Source organism: Rhizobium sp. SRI_017 (assembly GCF_057586295.1).
The window spans coordinates 82,484-99,795 of sequence record NZ_JBYCZP010000003.1; the positions used below are offsets into that span (position 1 = coordinate 82,484).

A 17,312-nucleotide genomic window follows, 5' to 3' on the forward strand; every position below is an offset into this window, starting at 1 on the left:
GGCCGTATTTACCTCGCGGCCGGGCGGCACCATCACGAAAGGGCCTGTCCCATGACAGACACGCAGCACGGCTCCCACTCGCGCGAACTGGTTCTGAGCCTGCGCGGCATTTCCAAGAATTTTGGCGCGGTCTCTGCCCTGACCAATATCGATCTCGACGTGCATGCGGGTGAAGTCGTGGCGCTGGTTGGCGACAACGGTGCCGGCAAGTCGACCCTAATCAAGGTGCTGGCCGGCGTGCACCAGCCGAGTTCAGGGACGATCCAGTTCCGCGGTGATACGGTGACGATGGCTGATCCGAGTGCTGCGCTCGCGCTGGGCATCGCCACCGTGTTCCAGGATCTGGCGCTGTGTGAGAATCTCGACGTCGTTGCCAATATTTTCCTCGGCCGCGAACTCAGCCCCTATCGGCTCGACGAGGTCTCAATGGAGATCAAGGCCTGGAAGCTGCTCAACGAACTCTCGGCGCGTATCCCCAGCGTCCGCGAGCCGATCGCCTCGTTGTCAGGTGGCCAGCGCCAGACGGTCGCCATCGCCCGGTCGCTGCTGCTCGATCCCAAGCTGATCCTGCTCGACGAACCCACCGCAGCGCTCGGCGTGGCGCAGACTGCCGAAGTGCTGGATTTGATTGAACGAGTCCGCGACCGCGGGCTCGGCGTCATCATCATCAGCCACAATATGGAAGACGTCCGCGCGGTCGCCGATCGCATCGTCGTGCTCCGGCTCGGCAAGAACAACGGCGTCTTCACGCCTGATGCATCCAACCAGGAACTGGTGAGCGCCATAACCGGTGCCGACAACAACTCCGTATCCCGGCGCGCAAGCCGCCGCGGCGCGCAGCGCGAGCAATCCCCGGAGGCGAGGCCATGAGCGATGCAGGCGGAAACAGTGCCGCGCCGCTGCTCGACCGCAGCGATGAGCGCGTCAAACATGCCGAGGGCCTAGGTGGCACGATCAGCGCCTTCTTTGACCGTGTACGTTCGGGCGATCTTGGCTCGCTGCCGGTGGTCGTCGGTCTTGCCATCATCTGGACGGTGTTCCAGACGCTGAACCCGGTCTTCCTCGCGCCGAACAATCTCGTCAACCTGCTGTTCGATTGCTCGACGGTCGGCATCATTTCGCTCGGCATCGTCTGTATTTTGATGGTCGGGGAGATCGACCTCTCGGTCGGCTCGGTCAGCGGCTTTGCCTCCGCGATCGTCGGCGTGCTCTGGGTCAACCAGGGCTGGCCTGTCGGCTTCGCAATCATCACCGCGATGTTCTTCGGCGCCGTGGTCGGCATGCTCTACGCCTTCCTGTTCAACAAGTTCGGCATGCCTAGCTTCGTCTCGACGCTGGCCGGTCTGCTCGCGGTGCTTGGCCTGCAGCTCTATTTCCTGGGCTCTACCGGTTCGATCAATCTGCCCTATGGTTCGACTCTGGTGGATTTCGGCCAGACCATGGTGATGCCTGACATCGTGGCCTATGTCCTCGTCGCGGCCGCCGGCCTCGGCATCTTCCTGACCGGCTATCGGACGGCCGCGCGACGCAGGCAAGCAGGGCTTTCCTCGCCGTCACTGGGCGGTCTGGCGCTTAAGGCCGTGGCCATCACTGTCGTCCTCGAGGGCGTGGCGCTCTATCTCAACACGGATCGCGGCGTGCCCTGGATGTTTGGCCTGTTTGTGTTCCTGACCATCGGCATGAACTACGCGCTGACACGCACCCAATGGGGCCGCATGATGCAGGCCGTGGGAGGCAACAGGGAAGCGGCGCGCCGCGCCGGCATCAATGTCCGCTTCATCTATACGACGGCCTTCGTCGCCTGCTCGATCTTCGCGGCCACCGGCGGCATCCTGGCCGCATCTCGCCTTGCCTCCGCCAGCCAGCAGGCCGGCACCGGCGACGTCAACCTCAATGCGATCGCGGCAGCCGTCATCGGCGGCACCAGCCTGTTCGGCGGACGCGGCAGTGCGTATTCGGCGCTGCTCGGGATCATCGTGATCCAGTCGATTGCGAGCGGGTTGACCTTGCTCGATCTGTCGTCGTCGCTTCGCTACATGATCACCGGCGCGGTGCTTGCCATTGCCGTGATCGTCGACTCGCTCGCCCGGCGCTCGCGTGTTTCCCACGGCCGTGCTTGATCCCAACCCGAACCAGAGAATTGATATGAGTGAGCAACTTGCCGGAAAGGTCGCGGCCATCACAGGCGCCGCGTCCGGGATCGGACTGGAATGTGCCCGGATCATGCTAAAGGCGGGTGCGACCGTCGCCCTTGTCGACCGGGCCGAGGAGAGTCTGAAGTCGATCTGCGCCGAGCTCGGCCCAAGGGCGATCCCTGTTGTGGTCAACCTAACGGATCCGCAGAGCGTGGCTGGCATGATGCCGCAGATTCTCGGCAAGGCCGGGCAGCTCGACATCTTCCACGCCAATGCAGGCACCTATGTTGGCGGCGAGGTCGCGACGGGTGATCCGGATGCCTGGGATCGCCTGCTGAACCTCAATGTGAACGCGGCCTTCCGATCGGTTCAGGCCGTGTTGCCGCATATGATCGAGCGCAAGACGGGCGACATCATCATGACGAGTTCGATCGCCGGCCTCGTACCCGTGGTGTGGGAGCCTATCTACACCGCTTCGAAATTCGCCGTGCAGGCCTTCGTGCATACGGTGCGGCGGCAGGTGGCCAAGCACGGCATTCGTGTCGGTGCTGTGGCGCCGGGTCCGGTGGTTACCGCGCTGATCAGCGACTGGCCAAAGGACAAGCTCGAGCAAGAGCTTGCGGCGGGCGGCCTGATGGAGCCGATCGAGGTGGCCGAGGCGGTGCTCTTCATGCTAACACGCCCCAGGAACGTGACGATCCGCGACCTCGTCATACTGCCGCAGAGCAATGATCTCTAAGCATACGGAACAGCGCCATGGCTGAGCATTTCCTTGGTATCGATGTCGGCACGGGCAGCGCGCGCGCCGGCGTGTTCGATGCTTCCGGCAACATGCTGGGCTCTGCCAAGCGCGATATCCAGGTCTGGCGAGAGGTCGGCGATGTCGTCGAACAGTCGAGCGAGGATATCTGGCAGGCGGTGTGCGACAGTGTGCGCCGGGCGGTCGCCGACGCCGGCATCGATCCAGTCTCTGTCGCCGGCATCGGCTATGACGCGACTTGCTCGCTGGTCGCCCTGGGCGAGGGCGGTGGGCCGTTGACAGTCTCGCCGTCAGGAGACCCTGAGCGCAACATCATCGTCTGGATGGACCATCGCGCGATGGATCAGACACGGCGGATCAACCGGTCTACCGAGCGTGTGCTGGACTATGTCGGCGGCACGATCTCGCCCGAAATGGAGACGCCGAAGTTGCTCTGGCTGGCGGAGCAGAAGCCGGCGACCTTCGGCAGCGCCTGGCAGTTCTTCGATCTGACCGACTATCTGACATGGCGATCGACCGGAAGCCTGGCGCGCTCGGTCTGTACCGTCACCTGCAAATGGACCTATCTCGCGCATGAAAATCGCTGGGACGACGGCTATTTCCGCAAGGTCGGGCTTGGCGCGCTTGCGGATGAAGGCTTCCGCCGCATCGGCACCGAGATCGTTCCTGCTGGTACGCCGCTCGGCGGAGGACTGACAGCGGAGGCCGCTGCCGACCTTGGCCTCAAGCCTGGCACGCCGGTCGCGGCCGGCCTGATCGATGCTCATGCCGGCGGTGTCGGAACGGTGGGCGCGCGGGGCGACGCCGGCAGCGTGTTGACGCGCATGGCCTATGTCTTCGGCACCTCCGCCTGCACGATGACCACGACCCGGGAACCGGCCTTCGTGCCTGGAGTCTGGGGGCCGTATTTCCAGGCCATGGTGCCCGGTTTCTGGCTCAATGAAGGCGGCCAGTCCGCGGCGGGCGCGGCGATCGATCACCTCGTGCGCATGCATCCGGCGTCATCGGAAGCATCAACCCTGGCCAAGAATGCAGGTATGAGCCTGAGTGGCTGGCTGTCGCGTGAAGCCGAGAGCAACGGTGGTGCTGCGGCCACCAAGGCGCTGGTTGGCGAGCTGCATGTCGTCCCGGAATTCCTCGGCAACCGTGCGCCCTTCGCCGACCCCGACGCGCGGGCTCTGGTGGCCGGCATCGGTATGGAGACGGATATATCGAGCCTCGTCGGTCTCTACGTTGCCGGTGTCTGCGGGCTTGGCTATGGCGCCAGGCAGATCGTTCTAGCGCAGCAGGACAAAGGTATTCCGACCGATACGATCGTGGTCAGTGGCGGTGCGGGGCAGAGCCCCTTGGTACGGCAATTGCTGGCCGACACGACAGGGCTGGCGGTGGCCGCCTCTACGTCTCCGGAGCCGGTTCTGCTCGGGTCGGCGATCCTCGCGGCCGTCGCGGCTAGACGTTATGCCGATACGGCCGCCGCCATGTCAGCGATGTCCGAGATCGGCGAAGTCTATCAGCCGCAGCCCGAACTCATATCCTGGCATGCTAAGCGCTTTGCAGCCTTCGAGAACCTGCAGGCCGCTGCGCGCAGTATCAGATAGGTTCGGCGCGACGGAGGATGCCGGTTCTCGCCAAAGACGGAGAGCCTCGCTAAGATAGTCTCCTCGATTAGCCATCCCGGAGCCTTGCGTTGAGACTTGCCGCCTTGATCCTGTTGTTCTTTGCCTGTGCGGCCGCGAACGCGCTCGCACATCGCACAGACGACCGGCCACGCGATCTCTCGGGCATTCAGATAACTTCCATTACACATGGCGAGATGGCAATCATCGACCGGCATGTCGGCGATATCTTTACGCTGTCAGACCATGTCCGAAACGCCGACCAGACGTTCCTGACGCTTACGCGCTATGCGCAGCTCCAACATGCCGACTGTCTCTGGGGTCTCGTGCCGACCAGCATTTCGGATGAGGAGAGCCCGTTCAACGAATGCAGCCATGCCTATCTCGCGGCCGCCAAGGAAGTGCTGCTGAAGATGCGGGACATGCCCGGTGTCGCGCACGAAGCGAATGAAATCACCTCGCGCATCAGCTATGAGGCGGCGCTGGAAGGCTCCGCCTTTGTCGGCTGCATCTATAGCGGCGAGGGGTTCAACACGGCGGACCGGGTGCGGCCGCAATGGCATGATGTACCGTTCCATCCGCCGACACTGCTGGCGCTTGCCGGTGCCTTTGGGTTCCTTCCCTTGATGGCCTTCGTTGGATCAACATTGCTCCGGCGCAAGGATGAGCCGCTGGCTCAAACCTCGGGCTGACGCGATCAGCGACGAAGAGGCGCTGCAGCGGCGTCGGTTTTATCCATTTCGTAGCTGTAAGCGCCGAGCATTTCCAGCGCACGTTCGCTCGCTTCGATCTGCTTGGCAGAATCCTGTACAGCCTTGGCGATCGCATCGATGCGTGCCCGGAGCATATAGCCAAGCACGTCGGTGCCCGGACCGCGCCCCAGGCGGGTGAGATGGCGGCTCACGCGGGCGCCATGCCCCTCCATCTCCCGCATATGGAAGCGGGCCTTGAGGATATCGTTGATCAGCGTCGCGCGCATCTTTTCGAGGGGATCGAACGTGCCGGGTTCGCGCTCGTCGAGAACGACATCGTTGACCAGCTTTTCAATCAGCATCAGGCCCTGGATGTCGCGCGCATCGGCGAGCTCGGGATCGTAGCCTGTGGCGTCGAAGACTTTGCGGCGCAGCGGATCGAGCAACAAATCCTGCGCCTTCTGGCCGAGCACGAATGTTTCCGCGTCCCCGCCGGAATCGGGATGGGATTCCTTGGCGAGTCGGCGGTAGGCGGCCCGGATCGCGGCGTCGTCGGCGTCGCGGCCGACGCCCAATATGTCATAGGGATCGTTCACGGATTCGGTTTAGCCTCAAGCGCCCAGCTTGTCCATTCGCTGAGTGGCCCTCGGGTTGACCTCGATCAATGCACATGATCCGAGACCGCGCTCTTATGGCGATGCCAATGACGGATCGCCGCCTTGGGCCTTGATGGCTCCGAGGCGCCGTTCCAGGACATAGAGGAGAAAGATCATGAACGAGAATGTCTCCAAGCTCCCCGTCGAAAAGGAAACGAAGGCTGCCGTATCCAACTGGGCGCCTTTCGAGTCGCTCCGCCAGGAGATCGACCGACTATTCGACGACTTCCATCCCTTCGGTCCTCGCCGGCCGCTCGCACGCGCCTTTCAATCGGCCGCGTGGTCTGTTGCGCCAGCCGTTGACCTGGTCGAGAAGGACGGCCAGTTCGAGATTACCGCCGAACTCCCGGGCATAGACGAGAAGAACGTCGAGGTGAAGGTCGCCAACGGCGTCTTGACCATCCGCGGCGAGAAGTCGGAAGAGAAGAAGGAGGAACGGAAGGACTATCATTTGTCCGAGCGCAGCTACGGTTCGTTCCAGCGCAGCTTCCGACTGCCGGACAATGTCGACGCCGACGAGATCGAGGCTCATTTCGCTAAGGGTTTGTTGAACGTGACTTTGCCCAAGACGGCAGCGGCTGCCGGCAACGAGAAGAAGATTGACATCAAGGCAGCATGATCCGTTCCGGGGGGGGGGCGCGCGCAGCCGGCGGCTGACGTTGCTGTCGGCTGCGCCATCCGCCGGGAGGCTCGCCTATGCGTGCCTTGAAGAACCGCGAGAAATAGGCCGCGTCCTTGAGGCCGAGTTCATAGGCAATGTCTTCGACGGGGCGCACGGTGAAGAGCAGCAGGCGCTTGGCCTCGAGCAATCGCCGTTCGCCGATGAATTCCTTCGGGGGAACGCCGAAGGCGCCATGGCACGCCTTGGCGAGCAGGTGTCCGGTCGTGCCGAGTTCCTTCTCATAGTGTTCGATCGGCCAGTTCTCACGGAAATGCCGATCGACCAGCCGCCGGAATTCGCGGGCAAGCACCGTTGGGCCAGCCGGGGCCATGAGCGCCGGTGCCTCATGCGCGAGCCGTGCGATGTCCGTGAGCGCAACGCTGACCAGCGCTGAAAGCGTCCTGTCCATGCCCGGGCGCCCTTCACTGTATTCCATTTCGATCCGTCGCATGACCATGTCCAGGCCGCGCCAGAGAAGGTTGTCAGGCGCATTGGCGATCATCATGGGTGCGCCGAGCGGCAGGATGGTTTGCGCCTGGATGGCAAGGAGAGCATCATCCGCGATGGATACCACAATCGCATCGGACTCCGCTGGCTCGACCTTGAAGCCATGGACGACCCCGCTCGGCATGAAGCTAATGGCCGGTGCCAAAAAGTCCAAGGACGTGTCTTCATAGAAGTAGCGTCCGCGACCGCGGGTCCAGTAGGTGATCTGGGAGAGGTGATCGTGCCTGTGTGCTGTGACCTCGCCAAGGTGCAAGCTCTTTCGCGCCATGACTGTTTCGACATGCATGAATCCCACGTCGAGCGAGCGTTCGGACTCGCCATAGACGAAGAAGCTTGGCACCGCGCCGGTCATGGGCCTACCGTGAAAAGTACAATCGATTTTGTCATTCTGTACATGGTACACACGTTAAGCAAGGACTATCCTCTTGATCAACGTCAAAGGAGGAGTCCATGAATATTCACGACCAAGCTCAATTCGGCCTGCCGGAAGACGTCAGGGCGGACAAGACCCGACCCTTCACCGGGGCGGAATACATGCAGTCGCTGCGCGATGGCCGCGAGGTCTATATCAATGGCGAGCGCATCGCGGATGTGACCACCCATCCGGCGATGCGCAATTCGGTGCGATCGCTGGCGCGGATGTACGATGCGCTGCATGACGAGAAGACCAAGGGTCGGCTGACATCGCCGACCGACACGGGCAGCGGTGGCTATACGCACAAATACTTCCGGGTCGCCCGCTCGTCGGAGGATCTTGTCGCACAGCAGGGCGCGATCGCCGACTGGGCGCGGATGTCCTATGGCTGGATGGGCCGCACGGCCGACTACAAGGCGGCGTTGATGAATACGCTCGGCGCCAATGCCGACTGGTACGGGCAGTTCAAGGACAATGCGCTCGCCTGGCACAAACGGGCGCAGGAATCCGTGCTGTTCATGAATCACGCGATCGTCAACCCGCCGATCGACCGCCACAAGCCGGCGGATCAGGTCAAGGATGTCTTCGTTCACATCACCAAGGAAACAGATGCCGGCATCTATGTCTCGGGCGCAAAGGTGGTGGCCACCTCGTCGGCGCTGACGCACTACAACTTCCTCGCCCAGAGCTCGGCCACAGTCACCGAGGATCCGTCGCTCTCGGTCATGTTCATCGTTCGGATGAATGCGCCGGGCATCAAGATGTTCTGCCGCGTCTCCTACGAGGAGACTGCCAACCGGGCCGGCAATCCCTACGACTACCCGCTCTCCTCTCGCTTCGACGAGAACGATGCGATCCTCGTCCTCGACAATGTCTTTGTGCCCTGGGAGGACGTTCTTGTCCTGCGGGATGCCGCGAAGATCCTGTCCTTCCACCCGGCCTCGGGCTTCATGCACGGCTATTGCTTTCAGGGCTGCACCCGCCTTGCGGTCAAGCTCGATTTCCTTGCCGGCTTGCTCGCCAAGGCGCTGCGCGCCACCGGCGGGGACGCCTTCCGCGGCAACCAGGCCTTGCTCGGCGAGGTGATCGCCATTCGCCACCAGTTCTGGACCTTCTCCAACGCAATGGCTTACAATCCGATCCCCTGGGCCAACGGCGCCGTCCTCCCCAATCTCGAGGCCGCGCTCTGCTACCGCACCTTCATGTCGGACGCCTATCCCAGGGTCATCGACATCGTCCGCCGCACGGTCGCCTCGGGCCTCATCTACCTTCCGTCCTCGGCCAAGGATTTCGGCAATCCCGAGATCGACCGTTACCTCGCGCAATATGTTCGCGGCTCCAACGACATGGGGCATATCGAGCGGATCAAGATCATGAAGCTGCTCTGGGATGCGACCGGCACCGAATTCGGCGGCCGCCATGCTCTCTACGAACTCAACTATGCCGGCGCGCCCGAGGAGGTGCGGTTGCAGGTGCTGAAGGGCGCCGAACGAACCGGACGGCTGCGCGATATGGAAGCCCTGGTCGACCAGTGCATGAGCGACTACGACGAGAACGGCTGGACAGGCGATACCTGGCTTCCGCCGCTGAACGGCTGAGGAGGATCAGATGGAGGAGGCTGTTTCGAAGACCGTGTTCCGTGACGCCATGGCGCGGGTCTGCGCGCCCGTCAATGTCATCACGACCAATGGACCGGCGGGACGCGGTGGCTTCACGGCCACCGCCATGTGCAGCGTCACGGACGAGCCGCCAACGCTGCTCGTCTGCATGAACGGCAAGTCGGCGCAATGCGCCCTGTTCCTCGAGAACCGGCGCTTCTGCGTCAATGTCCTCGCTGACGATCATCAGGAACTGGCAGGCTACTTTGCCGGAAGGCAGGCCGATATGTCGGCGCGCTACGCGGCTGCCAAATGGGTCGATATGCCGTCAGGCAGCCAGGCGCTGGCCGATGCCATGGTCTCCTTCGATTGCCGGCTCGCCGAAGCGCGACTGGTCGGGACGCACCATATCTTCATCGGACAGGTCATCGGCATCCGGTCGAGGGCCGACGGCAATGCGCTGCTCTATTTCGATCGGAGTTATGTTCACGTTCCCAGCCAGGTCGGCAGCTTCGGAGGGTAGCCGCGAGGCGGCAGCGGTTGTCGGTCAGGTGGAACAGAGGTCCGGCCTCTTGGCGAAATCCAGAAGTTCCGCCGAATTCGGGCAGAACGACGTCAGCAGCGCCGCCGCCGTGCCATCGGCCAAAGTATGGCGGCAGACGCTCTTATCGGCGCAGGTGGCGCAGGTGATCCGCATATCGCGCATCGTCGCCGGATGCACGGACTGAACGGCGGCGGGATCGATGTCGAGGGCCGCCATCATCCGGTCCATCTCGGCCGCGCCCTCCGGGCCCGCTCTGACGAGCGCCTCAAGTTGTCCGCGGCTGAGGCCCATCTCGCCGCTCAGCGCCTCGATCTCTTGCGGGCTCATCGCGCGCAGCGCTTCGATGTCGCGGAGTTTTTCACGTTGGACCTGCCACCAGTGGGCGAGTTCTGCGGCGTAGCTGTTGAGGGAAGAGGCGAGTGTCATGGCAATCCTCCTGATTTGCTGCATCATACCGCGTCGGAAGTGCTTCTCTGTTGATCTGAATCAACTCGGTGCGGGCGGCGCGGTTGATTTGCGTCAAGGTCTGGAAAGCGGCGGGCAGTACGGTCGCATTGATGATCCAACAGCGAAGGCGGCACCTGTTCCAACCGCTGATGACCTCGTCTGGCAGTCTTTCAGGGGTGCCGGTAAAGCGAAGAAAGCGCTTGACGTCGAGTCGCGATATCATTAACATGTTAAATATATCAAGAAGACTGCCAGGAGGAGAAATGCCGCATTTCACGATGGAGTATTCGTCCAATCTCGACGGCGTCGTGGATTTCCCCGGTCTCTGCCGGGCGGTGCACGCCACGATCATGGAATCCGGCCTCTTCGAACTCGGCGCTGTCAGAGTGCGCGCTCTCCGCTCGGAGGCCTACGCCGTGGCCGACTTGCTGCCGGAGAATGGCTTCATCGACATGTCGTTCCGGGTCGGCAAGGGCCGCAGTGAGGAGGAGAAGCGCCTCACGGGCGAGGCGATCTTCACCACTGTGACCAAGTTCCTCACGCCGCTGTTCGAGACCCCGCATTTCGCGCTGACGCTGGAGATTCGGGAAATCGATCCGGATCTGAGCTGGAAGAAGAATGCCATCCACCCGCGGCTGCGCCAGAAGACCTGACGACCCCATCCCTCCCAGGATGCCAGCGCGGGATTTAACGCGCGGGCGACCGTCCCCTTACGGAGAATAGAATGTCGAAGCTCGACGAAAACGTTGCAAAAGCAAAGGCCTATCTGGCGAAGTTCGAAAACGGAGTCATGAACCGCGTCAACGGTGAAGATGTCTGGGCCGTCGATGGTTCGACCTATGAGACGATTTCGCCCGTCGACCTGAAGCCGCTGGCCAAGGTGGCGCTCGGCAAGGGCGCCGACATCGACCGCGCGGCCAAGGCTGCGAAGGCCGCATTCCCCGCCTGGGCCGCGATGGATGGCACGGCACGCAAGAAGCTGTTGCACAAAATCGCCGATGCCATCGTGGCGCGCGCGGAAGAAATCGCCTTCGTCGAATGCATGGATACCGGACAGTCGCTGAAATTCATGGCCAAGGCCGCTCTGCGTGGCGCCGAGAATTTCCGCTTCTTCGCCGACCGGGCGCCGGAAGCGCGCGATGGCAGAACGCTGCGCGGTCCGGGCCAGGTCAACATGACGACACGCGTGCCGATCGGCCCGGTCGGCATCATTACGCCGTGGAATACGCCGTTCATGCTGTCGACCTGGAAGATCGCGCCGGCACTGGCGTCCGGCTGCACCATCGTCCACAAGCCGGCCGAGTTCTCGCCGCTCACGGCGCGGTTGCTCGTCGAAATTGCGGAAGAGGCCGGCTTGCCCAAGGGCGTCTGGAACCTCGTCAACGGCTTCGGCGAAGATGCCGGCAAGGCGCTGACCGAGCATCCCGATATCAAGGCGATCGGCTTCGTCGGCGAGAGCCGCACCGGCTCGATGATCATGAAGCAGGGCGCGGATACGCTCAAGCGCGTGCATTTCGAGCTCGGCGGCAAGAACCCGGTCGTGGTCTTTGCGGATGCCGATCTGGAGCGCGCGGCGGATGCGGCCGTGTTCATGATCTACTCGCTCAATGGCGAGCGCTGCACCTCGTCCTCACGGTTGCTGGTCGAGGAGAGTGTTTACGACAAGTTCACCGCGATGGTCGCCGAGAAGGCCAAGCGCATCAAGGTCGGCCATCCGCTCGACCCGGAAACCGTAATCGGGCCGCTGATCCATCCGGTGCATGAAAAGAAGGTGCTGGAATATATCGAGATCGGCCGAGGCGAGGGCGCCACGGTCGCGGCCGGCGGCGCCAAGTTCGATGGTCCCGGCGGCGGCTGCTATGTGTCTCCGACGCTGTTCACCGGCGCCAACAACCAGATGCGGATTGCCCAGGAAGAGATTTTCGGCCCTGTTCTGACCGCCATCCCGTTCAAGGACGAGGCGGAAGCGCTCGCCTTGGCCAACGACGTGCAATACGGCCTGACCGGCTATCTCTGGACCAATGACGTCACACGCGCCTTCCGCTTCACCGATGCGCTGGAAGCCGGCATGATCTGGGTGAACTCGGAAAATGTCCGCCACCTGCCGACCCCGTTCGGCGGCGTGAAGAGCTCCGGCATCGGCCGCGACGGCGGTGACTGGTCCTTCGATTTCTACATGGAAACCAAGAACATCGCCTTCGCGAATACCGCGCATGCGATCCAGAAACTCGGTGGCTGAGGCGGGCCCTTGACGCCCGTATCGCCGCCCGCACCACTCTGAGGAGGAAAGAATGCCCCTGCCGACACCCAATCTCTATCCGCCCTTCAACATCGTGCGGCTCAGCCATGTCGAGTTGGCTGTGACGGATCTGCAAAAATCCCGCGCCTTCTATGTCGACACGCTCGGCCTGCAGGTGACCGACGAGACCGCGCACACCATCTATCTCCGGGCATTGGAGGAGCGCGGCCATCATTGCATCGTGCTCAAGAAGTCTGCGACAGCAGAAGCGCGCGATCTCGGCTTCAAGGTCTTTTCGGAAGAGGATCTCGACAAGGCCGAGCATTTCTTCAAAGGCAAGGGTCTGCCGGTGGATTGGATCGAGCGGCCCTACCAGTCGCGCACCTTCCGCACCCGCGACCCGCACGGCATTCCGCTCGAATTCTATTCGAAGATGGACCGCCTGCCGCCGATCCACCAGCAATATGCGCTCTACAAAGGCGTGAAGCCGCTCCGGATCGACCATTTCAACTGCTTCTCGCCCAATGTCGACGAGAGCGTGGCCTTCTACAACGAGATCGGCTTCCGCGTGACGGAATATACCGAGGATGCCGAGACCGGCCGGCTCTGGGCCGCATGGACGCATCGCAAGGGCGGCGTGCATGACATCGCCTTCACCAATGGCCGCGGTCCGCGGCTGCATCACACCGCCTTCTGGGTGCCGACGCCGCTCAACATCATCGACCTGCTCGATCTGATGTCGACGACGGGTTGGCTGGCGAATATCGAGCGCGGCCCGGGCCGTCACGGCATCTCCAACGCCTTCTTCCTCTATATCAGAGACCCGGACGGCCATCGCATTGAAATCTACTGCTCGGACTACCAGACGGTGGACCCAGATCTCGAGCCGATAAAATGGGACCTCAAGGACCCGCAGCGCCAGACGCTCTGGGGTGCGCCGGCGCCGAAATCCTGGTTCGAGGAGGGCAGCTTCTTCTGGGGTGCCGAGGTCCGGGACTCCGTGCTCAAGGCCCAGCCGATCGTGGCGCCTTGATATTTTCCGCCACCGGCCTTAGCCGATAGGGCCAACGACGGAAGAGCATGGAAAGGCTGGGAAACATGAACGGCGAGGAATTCAGGCATTGGTCGCACAAGGCGGCCGACTGGGGCGCGGACTATCGCGAGACGCTGCGCGAGCGGCCGGTGCGCGCCCAGACGAAGCCGGGCGACATCGCCCGGCAGATCGCCGACGCCGCGCCCGAGACCGGCGAGGCGATGGATGCGATCTTCGCCGATTTCGAGCGGATCATTCCCGATGGTTTGACCCATTGGCAGCATCCGCGCTTCTTCGCCTATTTCCCGGCCAATGCCGCGCCGGCTTCCGTCATCGCCGACTATCTGGTCACCTCGATCGCGGCGCAATGCATGCTGTGGCAGACCTCGCCGGCGGCGACGGAGCTCGAGATCAAGGTCGTCGACTGGCTGCGCCGGGGGCTCGGCCTGCCGGATGGATTCTCCGGCCTGATCCAGGATTCGGCCTCGACGGCGACGCTGGCCGCGGTGCTGGTGATGCGCGAGAAGGCGTTGGCCTGGAAGGGTAATGCCGATGGCCTGGCGGCCCATGCCGCCGTGCGTGTCTACGCGTCAAAGCAGGTCCATACGTCGATCGACCGGGCGATCTGGATCTCAGGAATCGGCGAGGCCAATCTCGTCCGCATCCCGACAAAGGGTCCGCTCAACGGCATGGACCCGGACGCGCTCGACGCCGCAATCCGCGCCGACCGCGAGGCCGGCCTGATCCCGGCCGGCGTCATCGCCTGCACCGGCGGCACGTCGATCGGTGCGTGCGACCCGATCGATGCGGTCGCCGAGGTGGTGAAGCGCCATGGCCTCTATCTGCATGTCGACGCCGCCTGGGCCGGCTCGGCGATGATCTGCCCGGAATTCCGCACCCTCTGGACGGGCGTGGAGGCGGCGGATTCGATCGTCTTCAATCCGCACAAGTGGCTCGGCGCGCAGTTCGACTGCTCGGTGCAATTCATCCGCAATCCCGAGGATCAGGTGCGGACGCTGGCGATCCAGCCGGAATATCTCAAGACGCATGGCCATGACGGCATCATCAATTTCTCCGAATGGTCGGTGCCGCTCGGCCGCCGCTTCCGGGCACTGAAGCTGTGGTTCCTGATGCGGTACCATGGGCTCGAGGGCCTGCGGGCCGTGATCCGCAACCATGTCGCCTGGGCGGTCGAGCTCTGCGAGCGGCTGCGTGCCGAGCCCGATTTCGAGATCGTCAGCGAACCGGTGCTGTCGCTCTTCTCCTTCCGGCACACGTCCGGCGGCGACCCCGACGAGCACAACATCGCGCTCGTCAACGCCATCAATGACGACGGCCGCATCTATCTCACCCAGACCCGCGTGGACGGGCGGATCGCGATCCGCTTCCAAGCGGGACAGTTCGACATGACGCGCGAGGACGCCGACGCGGCCTTCGACGTGATCACGGACGTAGCCCGCAAACGCGCCTGAAGCTCGCAAAGGAAGACCGCATGACAGACAGACCCCGCTTCGTCAGCTATTCGCAAGGTGGCACCCTGAAATATGGGCTCGTCAAGGGTGATGGCGTGGTCGATCTGTCGGCGCGGCATGGCGCCAAATGGCCGACCCTGCGCGACGTGATCGAGGCCGGCGCGCTGGCCAGGTTCGCGGATGAATCGGCGGTGTTGCCTGCGGATGTCTCGCTCTCCGACATCCGCTACGAGATCCCGATTCCGGCGCCGGAGAAGCTGATCTGCGTCGGCGTCAACTTCCCGGATCGCAACGAGGAGTACAAGGACGGGCAGGCGGCACCGCCCAATCCGTCGCTGTTCATCCGCTTCCCGCGCTCATTCACCGGCCACGACCAGCCACTGATCCGGCCGCCGGAGAGCCCGCAGCTCGATTACGAAGGCGAGATCGTGATCGTCATCGGCAAGGGCGGCCGGCGCATTCTGGAGGCCGACGCGCTTGGCCACATCGCAGCACTGTCGCTCTGCAACGAGGGCACGATCCGCGATTGGGTGCGGCATGCCAAGTTCAACGTCACCCAGGGCAAGAATTTCGACCGCACGGGCTCGATCGGCCCTTGGCTGGTGCCCTTTACCGACGAGGCGCAACTGGCGGATATCCAGCTCACGACGCGGGTGAATGGCGAAGTCCGCCAGCAGGATCGCACCAGCCGGATGATCTTCTCCTTCCGCAAGATCATCAACTACATCTCCACCTTCACGACGCTGGTCCCGGGCGATGTCATCGTCACCGGCACACCGACCGGCGCCGGCGCACGCTTCGATCCTCCGATCTGGCTGAAGCCGGGCGATGTCGTCGAGATTGAGGCCGATGGGCTCGGCATCCTGCGGAACACGATCGAGGACGAGGCATGACCACGCTGACATCGGATGAAATCAAGGCTGCGGCCGCTGCACTCGACGGTGCCGAGAAGAGCCGCAAGCAGATCGGACTGCTGTCGCTGAAGCATCCCGGGGCCACCATGGATGATGCCTATGCGATCCAGGATGCCTGGGTGAAGGCGAAGATCGCTGCTGGCCACACGGTGATGGGCTGGAAGATCGGGCTGACCTCCAAGGCAATGCAATATGCACTCAACATCGCCACGCCGGATTCCGGGGTGCTCTTCGACGACATGCTGTTCGAGGATGGCGCAACCATCCCCGGCGATCGCTTCATCCAGCCGCGCATCGAGGCCGAAATCGCCTTCGTGATGAAGGCGCCGCTCAAAGGCCCCAATGTCAGCATCTTCGATGTGCTCAATGCCACCGATTATGTGACGCCGGCGCTCGAAATCCTCGATTCGCGCGTGCTGCGCGTCGACCCTGATACCAAGAAGGCGCGCACTATCGTCGACACGATATCAGACAATGCCGCCAATGCCGGCATCGTCATCGGGGGCCGGCAGATGCGGCCAGATGCGGTCGACATGCGCTGGATGGGCGCCATCGTCTCGCGCAACGCCGAGGTCGAGGAAACCGGACTTGGGGCAGGGGTGCTGAACCATCCGGCCCGCGGCATCGTTTGGCTGGCGAACCGCCTGGCTCAGTATGGCGCGGGCATCGAGGCGGGGCAGATCGTGCTGGCCGGCTCGTTCATCCGCCCGATCGAGGCCCGGCACGGCGACACCATCACCGCTGATTTTGGGCCTTACGGCACGATTTCCTGCTTCTTTCGATGAGGCCGACATGCCCGCACCCGTAAACAGCTTCAAGGCGGCGCTTAGGGAAGGCCGCACCCAGATCGGCCTTTGGGTCGCGCTGACCAGCGCTTACACCGCGGAAATCTGCGGCGGAGCCGGCTACGACTGGCTGCTCGTCGACGCCGAACATGCGCCGAATGATATCCAGACGCTGGTGGCTCAGTTGCAGGGCCTGTCGAAATATCCGGTCCATCCGATCATCCGTCCGCCGATCGGCGAGGCCTGGATCATCAAGCAGATCCTCGATATCGGCGCGCAGACGATCCTGGTTCCCATGGTCGAGACCCGGGAACAGGCGCAGGCGATGGTCCGTGCCGTGCGCTATCCGCCGCATGGTATCCGCGGCGTTGGTGCGGCGCTGGCCCGCGCCTCGAATTTCAACCGCATCCCCGATTATCTCCAGACCGCCAATGACGAGGTCTGCCTGCTGCTGCAGATCGAGAGCCGGTCGGGCCTCGCCAATCTCGATGCGATTGCTTCGACCGAGGGCGTCGACGGCGTCTTCGTCGGCCCGGCCGATCTTGCGGCGGATATGGGTTTCCTCGGCAAGCCTGGCGCGCCGGAGGTGCAGGCGGCGGTGGAGGATGCGCTCACCCGAATTCAGGGCCATGGCAAGGCGGCGGGCATCCTGACCGCTGACCAGGCGCTCGCCCGCCGCTATCTCGAGATCGGCGCGACCTTCGTCGGCATCGGCAGCGATGTCGGGCTGTTCGTGAATGCAACGTCGAAGCTGATCAGTGATTTTCGCGGGAATGCAGCGGCGGCGGCGAAGGGCGGCGGGCAGGTGTATTGAGGACTGCAAGACGGCGGCTTAGGC

Annotated in this window: 19 protein-coding genes; 16 read left to right on the top strand and 3 right to left on the bottom strand. The window is 63.2% G+C overall.

What is annotated here, in order from left to right; translation table 11 throughout:
* The first annotated feature begins 51 nt into the window (after positions 1–51).
* The 5 genes from AC2YI2_RS08125 to AC2YI2_RS08145 all read left to right on the top strand — a co-directional run bounded on the left by AC2YI2_RS08125 (position 52) and on the right by AC2YI2_RS08145 (position 5,203).
* Positions 52–870 (top strand): ATP-binding cassette domain-containing protein, encoded by an 819-nt coding sequence (locus AC2YI2_RS08125; RefSeq protein ID WP_487385956.1) that lies wholly within the window; start codon positions 52–54, stop codon positions 868–870.
* Complete coding sequence (locus tag AC2YI2_RS08130) at positions 867–2,120, top strand: sugar ABC transporter permease (protein ID WP_487385957.1); 1,254 nt, start codon at positions 867–869, stop codon at positions 2,118–2,120. Before AC2YI2_RS08125 ends, AC2YI2_RS08130 begins: the two co-directional genes overlap by 4 nt.
* Positions 2,121–2,145: 25 nt before the next feature.
* On the top strand, positions 2,146–2,874 hold the full coding sequence (locus AC2YI2_RS08135; RefSeq protein WP_487385958.1) for an SDR family oxidoreductase: 729 nt from the start codon (positions 2,146–2,148) through the stop codon (positions 2,872–2,874).
* 17 nt (positions 2,875–2,891) lie between these two features.
* On the top strand, positions 2,892–4,493 hold the full coding sequence (locus AC2YI2_RS08140; protein WP_487385959.1) for an FGGY-family carbohydrate kinase: 1,602 nt from the start codon (positions 2,892–2,894) through the stop codon (positions 4,491–4,493).
* Positions 4,494–4,582: 89 nt separating this feature from the next.
* Positions 4,583–5,203, top strand: coding sequence for a hypothetical protein (locus AC2YI2_RS08145; RefSeq protein ID WP_487385960.1), 621 nt, complete (start codon positions 4,583–4,585; stop codon positions 5,201–5,203).
* 5 nt (positions 5,204–5,208) lie between these two features.
* Here the strand turns inward: AC2YI2_RS08145 and AC2YI2_RS08150 are convergent, their stop codons facing one another.
* Entirely contained in the window at positions 5,209–5,799 is a 591-nt protein-coding gene (locus tag AC2YI2_RS08150) for a DnaJ domain-containing protein (RefSeq protein ID WP_487385961.1), read from the bottom strand.
* Positions 5,800–5,974: 175 nt separating this feature from the next.
* Between AC2YI2_RS08150 and AC2YI2_RS08155 the strand changes: the two genes are divergently transcribed.
* Positions 5,975–6,478: an Hsp20/alpha crystallin family protein gene (locus tag AC2YI2_RS08155; protein ID WP_487385962.1), complete on the top strand. Its 504-nt coding sequence runs from the start codon at positions 5,975–5,977 to the stop codon at positions 6,476–6,478.
* Here the strand turns inward: AC2YI2_RS08155 and AC2YI2_RS08160 are convergent.
* Positions 6,465–7,379 (bottom strand): helix-turn-helix domain-containing protein, encoded by a 915-nt coding sequence (locus tag AC2YI2_RS08160; protein ID WP_487385963.1) that lies wholly within the window; start codon positions 7,377–7,379, stop codon positions 6,465–6,467. The two genes, AC2YI2_RS08155 and AC2YI2_RS08160, sit on opposite strands and share 14 nt — an antisense overlap.
* Before the next feature lie 98 nt (positions 7,380–7,477).
* On the opposite strand from AC2YI2_RS08160, the gene AC2YI2_RS08165 reads away from it, so the two are divergent.
* Entirely contained in the window at positions 7,478–9,040 is a 1,563-nt protein-coding gene (locus AC2YI2_RS08165; protein ID WP_487385964.1) for a 4-hydroxyphenylacetate 3-hydroxylase N-terminal domain-containing protein, read from the top strand.
* A 10-nt stretch (positions 9,041–9,050) separates the two neighbouring features.
* Entirely contained in the window at positions 9,051–9,563 is a 513-nt protein-coding gene (locus tag AC2YI2_RS08170; RefSeq protein WP_487385965.1) for a flavin reductase, read from the top strand.
* Between the two features lie 24 nt (positions 9,564–9,587).
* On the opposite strand, the gene AC2YI2_RS08175 is transcribed toward AC2YI2_RS08170, so the two are convergent.
* Positions 9,588–10,010, bottom strand: coding sequence for a DUF6455 family protein (locus tag AC2YI2_RS08175; protein ID WP_487385966.1), 423 nt, complete (start codon positions 10,008–10,010; stop codon positions 9,588–9,590).
* On the opposite strand from AC2YI2_RS08175, the gene AC2YI2_RS08180 reads away from it, so the two are divergent.
* From AC2YI2_RS08180 to hpaI, 8 genes are all read left to right on the top strand, one after another.
* Positions 10,009–10,257 carry a hypothetical protein gene (locus AC2YI2_RS08180; RefSeq protein WP_487385967.1) on the top strand — a complete coding sequence of 83 codons (249 nt, stop codon included), beginning with the start codon at positions 10,009–10,011 and terminating at the stop codon, positions 10,255–10,257. The genes AC2YI2_RS08175 and AC2YI2_RS08180 overlap by 2 nt on opposite strands.
* 37 nt (positions 10,258–10,294) lie before the next feature.
* Positions 10,295–10,684 (top strand): 5-carboxymethyl-2-hydroxymuconate isomerase, encoded by a 390-nt coding sequence (locus AC2YI2_RS08185; RefSeq protein WP_487385968.1) that lies wholly within the window; start codon positions 10,295–10,297, stop codon positions 10,682–10,684.
* A 71-nt stretch (positions 10,685–10,755) separates the two neighbouring features.
* Positions 10,756–12,270: a 5-carboxymethyl-2-hydroxymuconate semialdehyde dehydrogenase gene (gene hpaE / locus AC2YI2_RS08190; protein ID WP_487385969.1), complete on the top strand. Its 1,515-nt coding sequence runs from the start codon at positions 10,756–10,758 to the stop codon at positions 12,268–12,270.
* Positions 12,271–12,322: 52 nt separating this feature from the next.
* Positions 12,323–13,303, top strand: coding sequence for a 3,4-dihydroxyphenylacetate 2,3-dioxygenase (gene hpaD, locus AC2YI2_RS08195; protein WP_487385970.1), 981 nt, complete (start codon positions 12,323–12,325; stop codon positions 13,301–13,303).
* A gap of 65 nt (positions 13,304–13,368) precedes the next feature.
* Entirely contained in the window at positions 13,369–14,775 is a 1,407-nt protein-coding gene (locus AC2YI2_RS08200) for a pyridoxal phosphate-dependent decarboxylase family protein (RefSeq protein WP_487386348.1), read from the top strand.
* 20 nt (positions 14,776–14,795) lie between these two features.
* On the top strand, positions 14,796–15,668 hold the full coding sequence (locus AC2YI2_RS08205) for a fumarylacetoacetate hydrolase family protein (RefSeq protein ID WP_487385971.1): 873 nt from the start codon (positions 14,796–14,798) through the stop codon (positions 15,666–15,668).
* Positions 15,665–16,474, top strand: coding sequence for a 2-oxo-hept-4-ene-1,7-dioate hydratase (gene hpaH, locus AC2YI2_RS08210; protein WP_487385972.1), 810 nt, complete (start codon positions 15,665–15,667; stop codon positions 16,472–16,474). Before AC2YI2_RS08205 ends, hpaH begins: the two co-directional genes overlap by 4 nt.
* Before the next feature lie 7 nt (positions 16,475–16,481).
* Complete coding sequence (hpaI, locus tag AC2YI2_RS08215; RefSeq protein WP_487385973.1) at positions 16,482–17,288, top strand: 4-hydroxy-2-oxoheptanedioate aldolase; 807 nt, start codon at positions 16,482–16,484, stop codon at positions 17,286–17,288.
* The last annotated feature ends 24 nt before the right edge of the window (positions 17,289–17,312 follow it).

Excerpts from the sequence above, each read along its gene's own strand:
- AC2YI2_RS08205 (WP_487385971.1), top strand. The coding sequence starts at position 14,796 with ATGACAGACAGACCCCGCTTCGTCAGCTATTCGCAAGGTGGCACCCTG.
- AC2YI2_RS08135 (WP_487385958.1), top strand. The coding sequence starts at position 2,146 with ATGAGTGAGCAACTTGCCGGAAAGGTCGCGGCCATCACAGGCGCCGCG.
- AC2YI2_RS08155 (WP_487385962.1), top strand. The coding sequence starts at position 5,975 with ATGAACGAGAATGTCTCCAAGCTCCCCGTCGAAAAGGAAACGAAGGCT.
- hpaE (WP_487385969.1), top strand. The coding sequence starts at position 10,756 with ATGTCGAAGCTCGACGAAAACGTTGCAAAAGCAAAGGCCTATCTGGCG.
- AC2YI2_RS08170 (WP_487385965.1), top strand. The coding sequence starts at position 9,051 with ATGGAGGAGGCTGTTTCGAAGACCGTGTTCCGTGACGCCATGGCGCGG.
- AC2YI2_RS08175 (WP_487385966.1), bottom strand. The coding sequence starts at position 10,010 with ATGACACTCGCCTCTTCCCTCAACAGCTACGCCGCAGAACTCGCCCAC.
- AC2YI2_RS08200 (WP_487386348.1), top strand. The coding sequence starts at position 13,369 with ATGAACGGCGAGGAATTCAGGCATTGGTCGCACAAGGCGGCCGACTGG.
- hpaI (WP_487385973.1), top strand. The coding sequence starts at position 16,482 with ATGCCCGCACCCGTAAACAGCTTCAAGGCGGCGCTTAGGGAAGGCCGC.
- hpaH (WP_487385972.1), top strand. The coding sequence starts at position 15,665 with ATGACCACGCTGACATCGGATGAAATCAAGGCTGCGGCCGCTGCACTC.
- AC2YI2_RS08130 (WP_487385957.1), top strand. The coding sequence starts at position 867 with ATGAGCGATGCAGGCGGAAACAGTGCCGCGCCGCTGCTCGACCGCAGC.
- hpaD (WP_487385970.1), top strand. The coding sequence starts at position 12,323 with ATGCCCCTGCCGACACCCAATCTCTATCCGCCCTTCAACATCGTGCGG.
- AC2YI2_RS08185 (WP_487385968.1), top strand. The coding sequence starts at position 10,295 with ATGCCGCATTTCACGATGGAGTATTCGTCCAATCTCGACGGCGTCGTG.
- AC2YI2_RS08125 (WP_487385956.1), top strand. The coding sequence starts at position 52 with ATGACAGACACGCAGCACGGCTCCCACTCGCGCGAACTGGTTCTGAGC.
- AC2YI2_RS08160 (WP_487385963.1), bottom strand. The coding sequence starts at position 7,379 with ATGACCGGCGCGGTGCCAAGCTTCTTCGTCTATGGCGAGTCCGAACGC.
- AC2YI2_RS08140 (WP_487385959.1), top strand. The coding sequence starts at position 2,892 with ATGGCTGAGCATTTCCTTGGTATCGATGTCGGCACGGGCAGCGCGCGC.
- AC2YI2_RS08165 (WP_487385964.1), top strand. The coding sequence starts at position 7,478 with ATGAATATTCACGACCAAGCTCAATTCGGCCTGCCGGAAGACGTCAGG.
- AC2YI2_RS08180 (WP_487385967.1), top strand. The coding sequence starts at position 10,009 with ATGGCAATCCTCCTGATTTGCTGCATCATACCGCGTCGGAAGTGCTTC.